Genomic DNA, 16,685 nt, shown 5'->3' with positions numbered 1-16,685 from the left:
CCGCGGCTCCAGCTTCGAGGGTTAACCCCGTACAGCGTCTGCGGGGTTGGAGAACGCGGCAACGAGTGCTGGGTAGACGGCTGAGAGTAGCCCGCTTATCGTTCCTGTGAGTATTCCAACGGCAAGGTACGCGGGAGAAAGTACCGCAGTCCATTGTTGCAGTTGGCAGACTGCTACGATTGCGAGCAATCCGAAAGCGCTACCGGCAACGCCTCCTGCTAGGCCGATCACTAGTCCTTCGAGGGAGAAAAGCCGCCAGATGGATGCTCGGCTTGCGCCTAGTGCTCGCCGTAAGGCGATCTCGGGGGCTCGTGTCCGCACGGAGACGAACATTGTGGTTCCTGCACTCAGGGTTGAGAGCGCAAGCAGAATGAGCGACACGACTGCGATTAGGGTACCGAGGTCGTCGGCAACACCTTTACGCAGCGATCGTAGGTCTGCCACGGTGCTGGTTTTAACTTGACCGGGGTTGGCGGGGCTGATCGCGGTGGGTAGTGCTTCGGCCACGGCGGCAGGAAACCCGGGTTCAGTTCGCACGGTGAAGATTGGTTCTTTGTTGCTGATGATGTTTGCCGTTGCAGGCGCAAGGATTATGGAGTTCGAAAGCAACGGGTCGCGTGTTGCTCCATAGGCGAAACCAACGACCTCTACCGGGTAGCCTTCGAGCCACACACGCACGCCTGGCCCAGGCGCCGCAATCCCAAGTTCTTCGGCAGCGCCGACTCCAAGAATGGCTAGCATTTCCTCGCCTGTGTTCGAGAAGAGACTCTGGACTCCGGCAGGCTCGACACGGGCGCCTATGACGTCTAGGTAGCCGCTATCGGCAACGGTTCGCGGCCCGCTGAAGATCGGTTGGCTGAGGTATCTTCCGGGGGGTAGTAGCGTGATTTCTGAATCACCCGGAGCAACTCGCGCCGACCAGCCGACCCCGACTACTCGATCTAGATCTCCGATTCGCGCTTCGAGTTCCGGAATGCTTGCAATAGCGCTAGGGCCGCTACTGAGCTTGTCTTCAATGAGCACTTCATCGAGCGCTGCTGCCGTGAGCCTGTCGGAAACCTGACCCGCCGCGCTCTGGCTGATGCCGAGTGCGCTAACGAGCCCTCCTGTGCCGAGAAGGAAGGCAAAAATGAGTACGAGCGAGCGTGCGGGCGCGCTGGTGTGCGCTGAAATTGCTGTGAAGAATTCAAGGGCGAAGGTGCGCAAGAAGCGAGCAGCGCTCCGTGGACGTCGAGACGTCGTGGGAAAGTGAGCGGGCGGCGCATCCGCGCTGAGATCGTGGTGGCTGACTAGTTCCTGCCCTTTTGACGCTGAACGATGCACGGAGCCGCCGTGAAGCACTCCGTCCCGAATTTCAACTTGGCGGTCGGCGCGCGCGGCAACGCTCTGGTCGTGGGTAATAACGATTATGGTGGCTCCGCGACGGTTGAGTTCGCCAAGGTAGTCGATAACTGTTGCTGAGTTTTCGGAGTCGAGTGCGCCTGTTGGCTCGTCTGCAAGGATCACGGCCGGGTTGGTGGCGATTGCCCGTGCGACGGCAACTCGCTGTCGTTCACCTCCGGAAAGGTTCTTTGCGGCCGAACCTGCTCGCGACAGCATTCCAAGCATGGTGAGGGCTTGTGTAACCCTGCTGATTCGTTCGCGCCGAGGAAGACCAGAAACCTCAAGTCCAAGTCCGGCGTTGCTCGCTGCGGTGAGCGTGCCAACAACGTGGGATGCTTGGAATACGAATCCGAAGGTGTTCGCTCGTAACTGGTTGCGATCCCGCTCGCTTGCCGCTCGCACGTCTTGGCCGCGGATTCGATAGGTTCCGGTCGTGGGTCGATCTAGCAGCCCCAAGATGTTGAGTAGCGTTGATTTTCCGGAACCTGATGGCCCCACTATCGCAACGTAGTCCCCTTCATTGACCACCAGGTCGACGGAAGACAGCGCAGCAGTTGTTGCGCCACCTTGATACACCCGGCCAACGGAGCTTAGTTCCAGCAGTGGCGGTGGCTTTTGGTTAGCGTTCGAGGGGTCACTCACTGTGACACATACACCTTGTCTCCGATCGCCAACGAATCATTTGGTTCAATGGCGGCCCAGCCTTCGGCCTGCACTATGACGGCTACGTAGACTTTCTCACGCTCGTTTGCTGCACTTTCGGTGTTGTTCGCGGAGGCGTTCGGGAGTTCCACGTAGGTGCCGTTGTCGTCTTGCCGCAGCGCAATCACCGGAACGGCGGGGCCAACTTCAGCGACGCCGTCAATAGAAACGGTGATGGGTATTGACTCGGCAACTACAAAGTCGGTGGGTATTGCGACTGTGATATCTCGACCCGCGCCAGAGCCATCTTCTGGTGTTGTGAAATCCCCAATGCGCAACACTGTGGATTCTGCTGTAGATGAGCTCGAACTCAGTTGCACTGTTTGTCCTTCGCTCAGTTGGTCTACTTCAAGAACATTTGCGCGCATCACGATTACGTCTGGCGAGACCTTGATGGTCGCTAAGGGGACTTCGGGACTGAGTACAGTACCAACCGCAGCTGAGTTCACCACTACAGCGCCAGAGGGGACCGGCAGAAATTCTTTCCAGGGAATGGTTCCTGAAGCCGGCGGCGTTGCATCCAGGCGTTCGTAGAGGGCGCCCACTGCCGCAAGCGTTCGTGGCCCGACCTCTCCGGTGACGGACGCTGCTAGCCCGAGTTCTTGCAACACAGTTTGAAATGCTGAGACGTCAGAGCCGGTTGACCCATCAACAAGGTCGCGATACAAGGGCACGCCCTCGGGAATTGAAATTTGTGGCCGGCCAGAAACTTCACCGAGTAGCGTTCCTGTCGTGATGACGTCGCCAAGGGCGAGCGCGCGTTGAGTCACGATCTGACGCTCTGCTCCGCTGGCGTCACCGACGCTGGTTTCAGCCGTGAGGTTTCGTGTTTCGCCCGATACCACCCGCCCGGCTAACACAATCCCTGGCGCTACGACTCGCTCCTCAACTGAATATGTCACCTCGAGCTGTTCCGACACCACATCGAGAGCGGATTGCTGAGGCGCCCGCACGAAGATCCCTGCGACAAAAGCGAGTGCAGCAACAATCACCAGCACGACGAAAAACACGACGAGACGGCGTGCGTTGGCTACTACCGGAAGAGCGACTGTTGGGGCTGACTCTGGAGTGAGAGACGCCCTCACAGTTTCAAGATTTTTTGGCACAGTTACTCACTTCTATGCTTTGTCGAAATCAAAGTATTCCCGCTTGGTGAGGTTAAACCAAATGAATTCTCAAAAATATATCCGAACATTCTTGACTTGTCGAATAAACCCCACTTATGATCGCTCACAAATAAGTATATTTCAGGAAAACCAATGAAAGGGAGACAATGAGAAGTAAAAGATCTGTCACCATGGTTGCAGCGTTATGCGCGCTCGCCCTCGTTGCCGTGCCACTCCCAGCGAATGCTGGGAGCCCGGGTAGCAACAACGTGGACCTTAGGGCCAATCCGTACGGTGCGGCTTATTCTTTTGGCCAGGAGACCATATCCGTGAGTTCCTCCAGTAATACCATGCAGAGCGGTTGGAACGACCGGGTCAGTTCGCTTTGGGTGTGGAGCCCCGTCGACAAAATCTACCTTTTCAGAGATATAAACCGGACAGGACCATACAAGTCGTTCGTCTATGGAACGGACGATTTGCGATGGTATGACTGGAACGACTTGACCTCTAGCTACACCATCTATCGTTAATTAGGAGTTCGTCATCGGTATCAAGGTTGTGCGGAAAGCGCCGATTTCTCGAGCGTGGGGGAGGGGCATTGTTCTCGTGGTTGTTGGCGGTCTATTGACGGCGTGCGCGACGGTGAGCGGCCCCCTCTCCGACGCAGAGCCCGGTTCCATAGCCTTGGATATTGAGGGTATTGACCTAGAGCAGTACTCGAGCGTCACTGCACAGCTTGACTTCGAAGCGGGGACCGCAATACTCCCTCTCAACGCCATCAGTAAGTCCTCGCCAGAAGTCGAGGCGCTGAGGATCGAAGCAAAGCGAGTGCTCACGGACGCGTGCATGCGCGAAAGCGGGCTCCCAGATGTCGATTGGACCTCGCAAGCTGATGCGGTGGAAGAGGATCGACTTTACGGGGGGTGGAGTGTTTCAATAGCCACTCGTTACGGCTTGGAAATTCCCGACTCAGTCGCTTCGTCGACGGAGACGGAATATAGTAGCGACGAACTACGCTGCCTCGGATCGGCCAAAGACGATATGGAAGATTTATTGAAGCAGATTGACTCAGTCGGGCTTGACTGGCAGGTATACCTGAGCTCCTACGACGCCGTTCGCGCATCGTCGGAAGGAAAAGCGGCGATGGCGGCCGCGCAAGCGTGCATGACGAAACGTGGGTTGAAAATTGACGCTGAATCCGGATTCCCCGAGTTCGATGCTTCTTCCGCAGGCGACAGCGAAATAAACATACGGATCGCTGTTGCACAAGCTTCGTGCAACGTCGAGACTGGCGCGATCCAAACGCTATTTGACCTCACCGCCAAGTATCAGGCCGCACTAATAGACCGCAACGAAGCCGCGGCGGTCGCTTTGGCTGAACAAAAAGCAGAACTTATCGCAGGCTTCCGGGGCATCATTGAGGCCGACCGGTAGAGAGAGCTAGCGGCTTCTAGTCTCAAGAAGTTGAGGACCCCAGCAATGACCGTGTAGATCCGAGTCGTATTCGCAGGGCCCCTCAGCCATGCAAACGTAACTGTGGCGGTCGTCGCAAAAGTGCAATAGGGTGTCGGCATGCCCGATACACACAGCGAACGTGTCATAGAAGACGAGATTGTCACCGACTTTAGTAAGCGGATGTCGTACGGTGCGTACCTAGAACTAGACACGTTGCTGAGCGCGCAGACCCCGCAGAGCACCCCCGAGCATCACGACGAGATCTTGTTCATCATCCAGCATCAGACCACCGAGTTGTGGCTCAAGCTCGTGATCCACGAGCTCACCTCGGCCCGCGATCTGATCGCCAGTGACAACCTCTCTATCGCGCTCAAGCGCATTGCGCGTGTCAAGCACATCCAGCGCACCCTCACCGAGCAGTGGTCGGTGCTCGCGACGCTAACGCCGAGTGAGTACTCGCAGTTCCGCGACTACCTGGGCAGTTCATCCGGATTCCAGTCGTATCAATACCGAGCGGTGGAGTTTTTGCTCGGCAACAAGAACGCCGGCATGCTCAAAGTTTTCGAGTCGCATCCCGAAGCACACGCCCTGCTGAGCAAGCTGCTGGCCGAGCCCAGCGTCTACGACGAATTCTTGCGCTACCTCGACCGGCACGGCTACGACATCCCGGCAGCCGTACTCAACCGCGATGTCACCCGCGGCTATAAACAGAACGATGACCTGGTCGAGACGTTCCGCCACATCTACGACAACGAAAGCGAACACTGGCTCGCCTACGAAGCGTGCGAAGAGTTCGTCGACCTCGAAGACAACTTCCAACTCTGGCGCTTCCGCCACATGAAAACCGTCATGCGCATCATTGGCATGAAACGCGGCACCGGCGGCTCAAGCGGCGTCGGCTTCTTACAGAAAGCCCTCGACCTCACCTTCTTCCCCGAACTGTTCTCCGTGCGCACCGAGATCGGGCGCTCGTGAGCCCAGCAGACATCCCGAACCCTTCGCCGCAGCCTCCCGAGGCCGCGCTCGCGACAGAGTCATCCGTTGATTATGAAATCGACGCTTACTGGATGCGCGGATGGCACGGTCCAGCCACAGTACGGGTCACGCCAGACGCGATAACAGTACTCTCTGGTACCTCAACTGCGGATGCACAAACCGCGCACGCCCGAACCCTCGACGCCCGAACCGCCGATGCCCCGAAAGCCGCCGCCCGGCACCTTCCGGGCGTGCTGCTTCCGGGTTTTCGTGACTCACATGTGCACCTCGGTTTGATCGAGCCGCGCACCCTCATTGCTGGCGGACTTGCTGCCGTTGATGACTTGGGGGGCGACCCCGCTCGGCTGATCCAGTGGGCGGACGACGATGAGGTTCCCGCGCTGCGCTATGCCGGGGCGTTCATTACGGCTCCCGGCGGCTACCCCTCTACTCGGGCATGGGCTGCAACGCTTTCCGTGTGCGAAGTCTCAACCCCGGAGCAGGCAATCGCTGTCGTTGCTGAGCAAGTGGCTGCTGGAGCGACTCTGGTGAAGGTCACTCTGAACACCGACGACGGCCCCGTCATCTCTGACGCGATATTGGCCGCGATCGTGGAGTACGCACACAGCCGAGGTTGCGAAGTCGTCGCCCACGTTCAGGGTGAAGGGCAAGCACTGCGCGCATTCGCTGCCGGCGTTGACCGCCTCGCTCATAGCCCCTGGTCTGAGCGCCTCGATGACTCCCTGATCGAGCAGATGGCAAAGCCAAACCCTCGCTTCTTAGGCGGACTCCACTCGTGGATCAGCACCCTCGACATCCACGGCTATGGCCAGCGTGGCTCAGACTTCGAGACGGCCAGCGACAACCTGCGACGGTTCCATCGCGCCGGGGGCGTCGTGCACTACGGCACTGACCTGGGCAACGGCGACCTGCCTCCCGGGCTGAATCAACGCGAACTAACGGCACTGCAGGATGCCGGCGTGCGCAACGACGCCCTACTGCGTGCCCTCTGCCTGCCCAGTTTCGGCAGCAGCGTGAGCCACCTTCCGACCGCCCCCGATGCTGACACCGATCTTGCCGAATGGCTGATGACCGCAACCGTAGTGACCGCCCGAGAACTGATGAGGACCCGATGACCACCACACCCGACGCTGTGACTCTGGATGCAGTTGACCCGCTTGCCGACTTTCCCGCTAAGTTCGTGCAGTCGCCAGAAGTGCGCGCCTACCTCGACGGAAACTCGCTTGGACGGCCAACGACCGCGAGCGCTGAACAGTTAGCGTCATTCGTTAGTGAGCAGTGGGGCGGACGCCTCATCCGCGGCTGGGATGAAGCCTGGTACGAGCTTCCGCTGACGCTCGGCGATCGTCTTGGTGCTGCCACCCTGGGCGCTGCCCCCGGTCAAACCTTCATCGGAGACTCGACCACCGTTGTGCTCTACAAACTCATCCGAGCCGCGCTGACCGCACGCCCAGATCGCAGCGAAATCGTCATCGACACCGGCAACTTTCCTACCGACCGCTACCTCGTTGAGGGCATCGCCGACGAACTCGGCAAGACGTTGCGCTGGATCGACCCGCCTATCGACGGGGGAGTGACCGCCAACCACGTACGAGCCGCGCTCAGCGAGAACACGGCGCTTGTCGTGATTAGCCATGTCGCCTATCGCTCCGGCTACCTCGCCGATATGCCTGGCATCACCGCACTGGCCCATGGGGCGGGTGCGCTCGTGCTGTGGGACCTCTGTCACTCGGCCGGAGTCGTCGAAACCCAGCTCGATGATTGGGGCGTCGACCTCGCCGCCGGGTGCACCTATAAATACCTCAACGGCGGGCCCGGCTCCCCGGCCTTCGGCTACGTGCGCCACGAACACATCGAGGCCATGACACAGCCAATACAGGGGTGGATGGGCAGCAGCAGCCCCTTCGAAATGGGACCCGGCTATGCGCCGCACCACGGCATCCGACGCTTCATCAGTGGCACACCGTCGATCGTGGGATCGCTCGCGATGCAAGACATGTTGGGGCTTATCGAGGAAGCGGGGATTCCGGCGATCCGCGCCAAGTCTGTGGCACTCACCGAATATGCGCTCGCGCTCGTCGACGAACTGCTCGTGCCTCTCGGCGTTACCGTGAGCTCGCCACGCGATGCTGATGAGCGTGGCAGTCATGTCACGATCGACCACGAGAGCTTCGCGAGCGTGAATGCCGAACTGTGGAAGCAGGGGATCATTCCTGACTTCCGTCGGCCGCACGGCATCCGCTTAGGGCTGTCACCGCTCAGCACCACCTTTGCCGAAGTTCAGCTTGGCGTTGAAGCAATTCACGCCGCCATGGTGAAGTAGCAGACCATGATTCTGGATGACTTCGACTCCCGCCCCGGCAGCGCCACGTCACTCCTGCGCACCTTTGTTGGCTCGCAGCTGCGTCAGCTCGGTGGCTGGATCTCGTCGGCGCAGCTCGTACGCATCATGGAGGCGTTGGGAGTGCCAGCCAATGGCGCTCGCAGTGCGATTGCACGAGTGAAATCAAAAGGTCTGCTGTTTCCCGAGGTAGTGAATGGGCAACAGGGGTACCGGGTCAATGCCGACGCGGTGCCGATGTTGGAGAGTGGCGACCGCCGCATTTTTAATTTTCGGCAGCAGCGCGAAGAAGACCGCTGGTGTCTGATCTCGTTCTCGATTCCTGAGTCTCGACGGGATGCCCGCCACCAGTTACGTCGACGACTCGGCTGGATCGGCTGCGGAACTGTCGCAACAGGCCTATGGATTTGCCCCGCAGCGCTCAAGGATGAAGTGCTAGACATTCTCGACGACCTCGACCTGCGAGAGTGTGCGACCCTCTTCATCGCGGGGCGACCCGAGGCAGACCGTTCGTTGGAAGACGCCGCAGCCCAGTGGTGGGATTTAGAACGCCTGCGTGAACTTCACGAACGCTTTCTCGCTCAGCACTCGAGCCAGGTGGGCCCGGTCGCGACCGATGCTGAAGCGTTCGCCCGCTATATCTACGCCTTGGACCAGTGGCGCGTGATCCCCTATCTCGATCCCGGACTGCCCAACTCAGCACTGCCCTCGGAGTGGCCAGGTCAAGCGAGCCTCGAACTCTTTGGGCGAATCTCGCGTTCGCTGGCTGCGCGTGCGCACGCTTTTGCGCGGTCCGCTGCCCACTGAGCGAATGCCGGATCTGGGCGGATGTTGCGGCGAGCGACAGCAAGGATTTCCGTAAATGCGCACACGAACACTTGGTGACGCGCACATGAGCAATTCGATTTAACCCTTGGAAACAGCTGTGAGCGGGGCTATCGTCACTCATACCCCCAAAGGGGGTAGACCGCAGATTTCATAATTCTCGAGGGGATTGCCCGCTATGCATTATCGAAGCAGCCGGCCAACGCGACTCACGATAGGGGCACTTGCCACTTCGTTCGTGATCGCATTGACCACAATTACCGCCCCGGCCGTGCTGGCCGTCGAAGCAACGGCGACTATTGCCGACGTTCAAGGCACAACAGCAGCGAGCCCGATGGTGGGTTCGACCGTCACTGTAGAAGGTGTCGTTACTGCTGACTACCGCGGAGCTTCTGGCTACCGCGGTATCGTCATTCAGACTCCCGGTTCGGGTGGGGCGAGCGATGCAACGCCCGGCGCCTCCGACGGAATCTTCCTCTACCTCAACAATCTGAACCCGGCAGTATCAATCGGCGACAAGGTCACTGCGACCGGGCCAGTTGACGAACGCTTCGGTCAAACCCAGCTCGGTGCAGGGGCGATACCCGCCACTGTTGAACTGGTTGCCGCCGCTGCCGATCTCGCAGACGCAGACAAGGTTCAAGCAACGGCGCTTGATGCCAGTGTTGTCGGCGACGATCGCGAACCACTTGAGTCAATGCTTGTTGCCCCCACCGGCGACTACCTCGTCAGCTCAAGCCACCAGCTCTACAACTTCGGCACCCTCTGGCTCAGCCCAGGCGAACTTGCCGTCAAGAGCACCGAAACCACGGATGCTGGCGCTGCTGCAAACGCGATCGCAGCAGCCAACCGTGCGAGCCGTATCTTCCTCGACGATGGCTACAGCATCCAGATCTCTAACGGGGCCCACCCGGGCGACCAGCCGTATTTCTCGGCTGACACTGTTGTGCGCAACGGTGACACCGTTCAGTTCCCGGCGAACCCCTACGTTCTGAGCTACGGCTTCAACGACTGGCGTTTGCAGCCGACCATCGCGATCAACGATTCGAGTGCGGCAGAGTATCGCCCCACCTTCGCGTCGACGAACCTGCGCGAAGAGTCGGCTCCGGTAGTTGGCGGAGACTTCGCAGTCTCAGCGTTCAACGTCTTCAACTACTTCACGACGTTGAAGAGTGAAGATCCGGATGCGCGTGGTGCTTCCACCGCTGAGCAGTTCGCGATTCAGCAGTCGAAGATTGTTGCCGCGATCAATTCGCTCGATGCGGATGTTGTTGGTCTCCAAGAGATCGAGAACTCCATCAAGTTGGGTGGCGGCCTTGACGAAGCGCTCATGGATCTCGTGGGTGCTCTCAACGCGGCAGCCGGCGCGGGAACATGGGACTACGTTCGCACCCCTGCAGCGCTGAACGATGCGGCCATCACCGACTTCATCACCAACGCGATTATCTTCAAGCCGGCATCGGCGACTCCGGTTGGCGACAGCTTCACCGCTGTTGACGAGACGGTGTGGGACATCGCGCGTGAGCCGATCGCTCAAACCTTTGAGTCGAATGGCGAGCTGATTACGGTGATCGCTAACCACTTCAAGTCGAAGGGTGGATCGGGTGCTGAGCCTGCCGATGGTCAGGGTCGTTTCAACGCTGAGCGTGTTGAGCAGGCCACCGCGGTGAAGGCTCTCGTTGACAGCATTTCTGCTGACCCCGCCAAGAGCGATCAGGTTGTTCTTGTTGGTGACTTCAACTCCTATTCCGAAGAAGACCCGGTTCAGGTGTTCACTTCGGCTGGCTACGTTGACACCCTCGCGGCAACCACTGACGACAAGTACACCTACACCTTTGATGGTGAGCTGGGATCGCTTGACCACATCATCGTTTCGCCGTCGCTCGCCGACAAGGTGACCGATGCTGCGGTCTGGAACATCAACTCTCCAGAGTGGTCAGATCGTGGCTACGCTTTCGGGGCAGCAGAAGCCGGAACCGTGTTCCGCTCAAGCGATCACGACCCGATCAGCGTCGGCCTCAGCACTGAGGCTGCGCCGGTCGAGATTGAGATTCTCACAACGAACGACCTCCATGGTCGTATCGAGGCTGGCCGTGGCGTTCCGGGAGCAGCCCAACTCGGCGGAATGGTGAATTACTGGGAAGCACAGAACTCGAACACCACGTTTGTTGGTGCCGGTGACTTCATTGGTGCATCCACGTTCACCTCGTTCATTCAGAACGACCAGCCCACGATTGATGTGCTCAACGAAATCGGACTCGCCACGAGCTCGTTCGGTAACCACGAGTTCGATCAGGGGCGTGCCGATGTTGACGACCGCGTCTTGGATGCTGCGAACTGGCCGTATCTTGCAGCGAACCTCTACGACCGGGCAACCAACGCTCCGGCCTACGATGAGTACTTCCTGCAAGAGTTCGATGGCGTGACCGTCGGATTCATTGGTGCTGTTACCGAAGACCTCAACGAGCTTGTCAGCCCCGCTGGCATTGCATCGCTAGAGATTCGCAGCATCACCACCGAGGTTGACCGCGTTGCGAACTACCTCACTGACGGTAACGACGCGAACGGCGAAGCAGACGTTCTTGTCTTACTGGTGCACGAGGGTGCGGCAAAAGCCGATATCGCAGCATCGACCGACGACTCGGCCTTTGGCCAGATCGTCATGGGCTTGAGCCCAAAGGTTGACGCAATCGTGTCGGGTCACACTCACCTGGCCTACGACCACGAGGTCACGGTGCCCGGTATGGACCGCCCGCGTTTGGTGGTTTCGGCTGGACAGTACGGTGCCAACTACGGTCACTTCGATCTGACGGTTGATCCGGCAACGAATGAGATCCTCTCCTTCAGTGCTGAGGTACTGCCGATAGCGGGTTTCGAGCCCGATGCGGCAGTTCAGGCAATCGTCGACGAAGCGACCGCTGCTGCTGACGAACTCGGTTCCGCCAAGGTCGGTGAAGTCTCGGAGAGCATGTACCGTGCGGTGCAGTCTCCGACCGCAGGAACCCCGTTCCCGGAGAACCGCGGTGGAGAGTCGACGCTCGGCAACTTTGTCGCTGACGTTCAGCTCTGGGCGGCATCCGCATCGGGTGCTGAGATTGCGTTCATGAACCCCGGTGGTTTGCGCACGGATCTCGTCTACGAGTCCTCCGGTGAGGGCGATGCAGACGGCGATGTGACCTACCGCGAGGCGGCCAATGTGCAGCCTTTCGCGAACACGCTTGTGACGCTGACGCTCACGGGTGCGCAGCTCAAGCAGGTTCTTGAAGAGCAGTGGCAGCCGGATGGAGCACAGCGTCCATTCCTCAAGCTCGGTGTTTCGGAGGGCCTCACTTACGCCTACGACCCCACCGCAGCCAAGGGTGAGCACGTGTCTGCGATGTACCTCAATGGTGTTCGAGTGGATGCCGCAGCTAACTACAAGGTGGTTGCTAACTCCTTCCTCGCGGCTGGTGGCGACAACTTCGGCACTCTCGCCGAGGGTGCGAACCCGACCGACACGGGACGTGGTGACCTGCAGGCCATGGTCGACTACTTCGAGGAAATCCCAGTGGCATCACCGCCGTTTGAACAGCGCGCTATTGGTGCCGTTGTTTCGGCTCCGGATGCTGACGGCTACAACCCCGGGGATGACGTCACGCTTGACCTGTCGTCGCTTACCTTCAGCCGTGGCGGATCAAACGCCACCACGGTCGAGGTTTCGGTCGATGGCAACGTGCTCGGATCGGCAACGATCGACCGCACAATCGTCGACACGACGGATGAGCAGGGTCGCGCAACTGTGACCGTCACGATTCCGGCCGGTGTGCCTTCGGGCACGCTCGCGCTGACCGTGACGATTCCGGGAACGGATACCTCGATCACCGTACCGATAGAGGTTGTCACAACGGCTGAAGCAATTGAAAATATCAGCGCCCCGGGCATCCGCGGCAAGGTGGAGGTTGGCAAGACTGTCAAGGCACAGCCGGGGCGTTGGAGTGAGCGTTCGGCAGAGTTCAGCTACCAGTGGCTGCGGGATGGTGCGCCGATTGCTGATGCAACCGACCGTCGCTACCGCATCACGACGGAAGACATCGGAACCGAGCTGAGCGTGCAAGTCACGGCCAGCAAGGATGGCTTCTCGGATGGTGTTGCTGAATCAGAAGCACAATCAGTAGAGAAGATCTCGTCGCGAGTCAGCTCGAGTGTCTCCAACCGGTTCGTGTGGGGCAACCGTTCGATCACGGTCGACGCGAAAGTCAAGGTCGGCAAGGATGGCACTACGGCGGGCGAGGTGACCGTGTATGACGGTAGCACCGCTGTGGCGACATCCGAGGTGGACGACAAGGGCAAGACGTCGGTGAAGTTGCCGAAGCTCAGCCCGGGAATCCACTTCATCTGGGTCGAGTACTCCGGTAACGACACTGTGGAGTCGAGTTCAAGCTGGCCACGACTGGTGTTTGTCTTCTAGAGCACACCGGCAGCTAGTCGAATAACGAAAAGAGGGTCCCGCACCGCGGGGCCCTTTTTTCGTCTATTACCCAGTTTTATGAAATAAATTTGGTGCACAGATTGCTAGTAACTATGGTGAGCAAGCTCCCATCGATCTCCTACCTGCTAAGGAACCCCTGAATCATGGCTAGTCGCATCTACAAAAACATCACAGAACTCATCGGTAATACCCCGCTGGTTCAGCTCAACTCTGTAACAGAGGGAGTCGGGGCAACGGTGTTGGCCAAGCTCGAGTTCCAGAACCCGTCCGCTAGCGTGAAAGACCGCATCGGCGTTGCCATCATTGATGCAGCCGAGAAGGCTGGCGCTCTCAAGCCCGGCGGAACCATCGTTGAGGGAACCAGTGGCAACACCGGTATCGCACTCGCAATGGTCGGTGCCGCACGTGGTTACCGTGTTGTTCTCACCATGCCAGAGAGCATGAGCAAGGAACGCCGGATGTTGTTGCGCGCCTTTGGTGCAGAGCTCGTCTTGACCCCCGCAGGCGAAGGCATGCGCGGCGCCGTCGAGAAGGCAGCCGAGATTGTTGCCAACACGGAGGGCGCAGTTGCAGCCCAGCAGTTCGCTAACGCGGCGAACCCCGCCATTCACCGCGCGACCACCGGCCCCGAGATTTGGAACGACACTGACGGGACCGTGGACATTTTCGTCGCGGGAATCGGAACCGGTGGAACGATCACCGGTGCGGGCGGCTTCCTCAAGGAGCAGAACCCCGAGATCAAGGTTGTTGCAGTTGAGCCCGAAGAGTCGGCCATCCTCAACGGCGGTGCCCCTGGCCCTCACAAGATTCAGGGAATCGGCGCCAACTTCGTGCCCGAGATTCTTGACCGCGATGTCTACGACGAGGTTCTCGACGTCAACATCACTCAGTCAGTAACGATGGCTCGTCGTCTTGCTACAGAAGAGGGCATCCTCGCCGGTATCTCCTCGGGAGCGACCGTTCACGCGGCCCTCGAGTTGGCTAAGCGCCCCGAGAACGCGGGCAAGATCATCGTTGTGATCATCGCTAGCTTCGGCGAACGTTACCTCTCGACGCTGCTCTACGAAGACCTCGTCGACTAATAGCGACTCGCGCTACTGATCGCAACGACTGCACCACTGCCAACCCCGACTGACGGATAACCCTATTGTTTCCTCGAACCCGTGAAGATATCGCTGCTGTGCGTTTGCGCGACCCCGCAGCACGCGGAGCTTTCGAGATCTGGCTGACCTATTCGGGCATGCACGCCGTGTGGGGTTACCGTTTCACGCACTGGTTGTGGACCGCGCGGGCGTATTTTCTCGCCCGCGTGGTCTCCCAGTACGTTCGGTTCTTGACCGGCGTTGAGATTCATCCGGCAGCCGAGCTCGGTCGCCGCGTAATCATCGACCACGGCTCCGGCGTCGTCATCGGTGAGACCGCGATTGTCGGCGATGACGTGCTGATTTATCACGGGGTCACGCTGGGCGGCACGAGCGCTGAAGGCGGCAAGCGGCATCCAACACTCGGCAGCGATGTCGTTGTCGGCGCAGGGGCAGCGATTCTGGGCGATATCACGGTGGGCTCGGGCTCAGTGGTCGGGGCCGGGGCCGTTGTTGTTCAGGATGCTCCCGAGGATTCTCTGCTTGTCGGAGTGCCTGCCGTCGCCCGCCCAAAGCGGCGCACGAAGGCTCCGAAAGACTCGTTCAACTACACGGATCCCGCGATCTACATTTAGGCATCGGCGCGCCCCCGGTTGGACAAACTGAGCCGCGGAAGCAGGATTGCGTAGGGCAAGTTGCGCTCCAAGGTCTCATTCCGGTTGCGGTAGACGAGAGAGTCTTCGCAAGCGCTTGCATAATTCTGTCGGTGTGACCTAGCGTGAGTATTGAACACGCTCTCTTGAGCTTTGACCAGTGAGTAGGCGAGTTCAGAGCTGCAGTTGTTCCCCCGCATGCTGCTCGGCCTGCGGGCAAAACCTCGACGAGGAGAATTTGTATGATTTCCCACCACTATCGACGAGCCTTACTTCCGATCGCCACTCTCGGTATCGCAAGCATGGTTCTTACCGGTTGCGCGTCAGGCTCCGGTGGCTCCTCAGGTGGCCCCGGCGATTCAGGCGATGCTGATGGCGTTGTCACCATCTACGGCACCATCGCTGATACCGAAGCTGAACTGCTCGAAGAGTCCTGGGCCGACTGGGAAGACCAGAATGGCATCGACATTCAGTACGAATCCAGCAAAGAGTTCGAAAACCAGATCAGCATCCGTGCACAGGGCGGCAACGCCCCTGACATCGCAATCTTCCCGCAGCCAGGTCTTCTCGCAGACCTTGCATCGCGCGAATACATTCAGCCAGCGCCAGCAAGCGTTCAGGCCAACGTAGACGAGTACTGGTCAGCAGACTGGGCAGCCTACGGAACCACCGGAGATACCCTCTACGGCGCACCGCTCATGGCCAGCGTCAAGGGCTTCGTCTGGTATTCACCCGCTAAGTTTGCTGAATGGGGTGTTGAAGTTCCCACGACGTGGGATGAATTGCTCACCCTCACCCAGACAATCGCCGACAAGACCGGCACCGCACCCTGGTGTGCAGGATTCGGTTCGGATGCGGCAACCGGCTGGCCAGGAACCGACTGGGTAGAAGACCTCGTGCTTCGCCAAGCCGGACCAGAGACCTACGACAAGTGGGTGTCGCACGAGATTCCATTCAGTGACCCCGCGATTGTCTCTGCCTTCGACTCCGTTGGCGACATTCTGCTGAACCCTGACTTCGTGAACGCCGGTTTCGGCGATGTGAAGTCGATCAACAACACACCGTTCGGTGACCCAGCTCGCGCCCTCGGCGACGGTACATGTGCACTTCACCACCAGGCATCGTTCTTCGACGGATTCATCCAGGACCCCAAGAACGGTAACGCTACGGTCGGACCGGATGCTGACATCTGGGCCTTCGTCACTCCGTCCGTTGAGGCGGGTGGCAACGCCGTCACCGGTGGTGGCGAAATCGTTGGTGCCTTCTCGAATGACGAAGAAACCATCAAGGTTCAGGAGTATCTGTCGAGCCCAGAGTGGGCAAACAGCCGGGTGAAGCTGGGTGGTGTCATCAGCGCAAACAATGGCCTTGACCCGGCCAGCGCAAGCAGCCCCATCCTGCAACAGGCCATCACGATTCTGCAGGACCCAGATACGACGTTCCGCTTTGATGCCTCCGACCTCATGCCGGGAATTGTGGGTTCAGGATCGTTCTGGACGGGAATGGTCGACTGGATCAACGGCAAGTCAACCGAAGACGTGCTCTCCACTATCGACGCCTCATGGCCGTCTGAGTAGTTCGACACCGCCGCCCAACACCGTTGGGCCGTAGCGTACAGCGATAGCAGTGTGACGTGCGGGCTGGGAAATTCTTCCCGGCCCGCACTCATATCCG

11 protein-coding genes are annotated in these 16,685 nt (G+C 59.4%); 9 read left to right on the top strand and 2 right to left on the bottom strand.

Going from position 1 to position 16,685, the window contains the following annotated elements:
* Positions 1-21: 21 nt before the first annotated feature.
* Together ACTJJW_RS01900 and ACTJJW_RS01895 are read right to left on the bottom strand one after the other, a co-directional pair.
* Positions 22-2,025, bottom strand: a complete 2,004-nt coding sequence (locus ACTJJW_RS01900; protein ID WP_462642309.1) for an ABC transporter ATP-binding protein/permease — start codon at positions 2,023-2,025, stop codon at positions 22-24.
* Positions 2,022-3,170, bottom strand: coding sequence for a hypothetical protein (locus ACTJJW_RS01895; protein WP_462642308.1), 1,149 nt, complete (start codon positions 3,168-3,170; stop codon positions 2,022-2,024). Before ACTJJW_RS01895 ends, ACTJJW_RS01900 begins: the two co-directional genes overlap by 4 nt.
* A 663-nt stretch (positions 3,171-3,833) precedes the next feature.
* Between ACTJJW_RS01895 and ACTJJW_RS01890 the strand changes: the two genes are divergently transcribed.
* The 9 genes from ACTJJW_RS01890 (at position 3,834) to ACTJJW_RS01850 (ending at position 16,588) form a co-directional block, all read left to right on the top strand.
* Positions 3,834-4,625 (top strand): hypothetical protein, encoded by a 792-nt coding sequence (locus ACTJJW_RS01890; RefSeq protein ID WP_462642307.1) that lies wholly within the window; start codon positions 3,834-3,836, stop codon positions 4,623-4,625.
* Positions 4,626-4,763: 138 nt separating this feature from the next.
* The gene (kynA, locus tag ACTJJW_RS01885; protein WP_462642306.1) at positions 4,764-5,621 is read left to right on the top strand and encodes a tryptophan 2,3-dioxygenase; all 858 of its coding nucleotides are present in this window, start codon (positions 4,764-4,766) and stop codon (positions 5,619-5,621) included.
* Positions 5,618-6,757: an amidohydrolase family protein gene (locus ACTJJW_RS01880; protein ID WP_462642305.1), complete on the top strand. Its 1,140-nt coding sequence runs from the start codon at positions 5,618-5,620 to the stop codon at positions 6,755-6,757. The genes kynA and ACTJJW_RS01880 overlap by 4 nt, the downstream gene beginning before the upstream one ends.
* Positions 6,754-7,965 (top strand): kynureninase, encoded by a 1,212-nt coding sequence (locus ACTJJW_RS01875; RefSeq protein ID WP_462642304.1) that lies wholly within the window; start codon positions 6,754-6,756, stop codon positions 7,963-7,965. Before ACTJJW_RS01880 ends, ACTJJW_RS01875 begins: the two co-directional genes overlap by 4 nt.
* Before the next feature lie 6 nt (positions 7,966-7,971).
* Positions 7,972-8,790: a PaaX family transcriptional regulator gene (locus ACTJJW_RS01870; protein WP_462642303.1), complete on the top strand. Its 819-nt coding sequence runs from the start codon at positions 7,972-7,974 to the stop codon at positions 8,788-8,790.
* Between the two features lie 256 nt (positions 8,791-9,046).
* Complete coding sequence (locus ACTJJW_RS01865; protein WP_462642302.1) at positions 9,047-13,255, top strand: ExeM/NucH family extracellular endonuclease; 4,209 nt, start codon at positions 9,047-9,049, stop codon at positions 13,253-13,255.
* 164 nt (positions 13,256-13,419) lie between these two features.
* On the top strand, positions 13,420-14,358 hold the full coding sequence (gene cysK / locus ACTJJW_RS01860) for a cysteine synthase A (protein WP_462642301.1): 939 nt from the start codon (positions 13,420-13,422) through the stop codon (positions 14,356-14,358).
* 65 nt (positions 14,359-14,423) lie between these two features.
* Positions 14,424-14,993, top strand: a complete 570-nt coding sequence (gene cysE / locus ACTJJW_RS01855; protein ID WP_462642300.1) for a serine O-acetyltransferase — start codon at positions 14,424-14,426, stop codon at positions 14,991-14,993.
* A 260-nt stretch (positions 14,994-15,253) separates the two neighbouring features.
* A complete protein-coding gene (locus ACTJJW_RS01850) occupies positions 15,254-16,588 on the top strand; it encodes an ABC transporter substrate-binding protein (RefSeq protein ID WP_462642298.1) in 1,335 nt (444 codons plus the stop codon).
* The last annotated feature ends 97 nt before the right edge of the window (positions 16,589-16,685 follow it).

The organism is Rhodoglobus galactosidasius, assembly GCF_054957775.1.
The sequence above is the reverse complement of the archived record's forward strand: the minus strand, read 5'-3'. Positions and strand labels throughout refer to the sequence as shown.

Excerpts from the sequence above, each read along its gene's own strand:
- ACTJJW_RS01850 (WP_462642298.1), top strand. The coding sequence starts at position 15,254 with ATGATTTCCCACCACTATCGACGAGCCTTACTTCCGATCGCCACTCTC.
- kynA (WP_462642306.1), top strand. The coding sequence starts at position 4,764 with ATGCCCGATACACACAGCGAACGTGTCATAGAAGACGAGATTGTCACC.
- cysK (WP_462642301.1), top strand. The coding sequence starts at position 13,420 with ATGGCTAGTCGCATCTACAAAAACATCACAGAACTCATCGGTAATACC.
- ACTJJW_RS01870 (WP_462642303.1), top strand. The coding sequence starts at position 7,972 with ATGATTCTGGATGACTTCGACTCCCGCCCCGGCAGCGCCACGTCACTC.
- ACTJJW_RS01875 (WP_462642304.1), top strand. The coding sequence starts at position 6,754 with ATGACCACCACACCCGACGCTGTGACTCTGGATGCAGTTGACCCGCTT.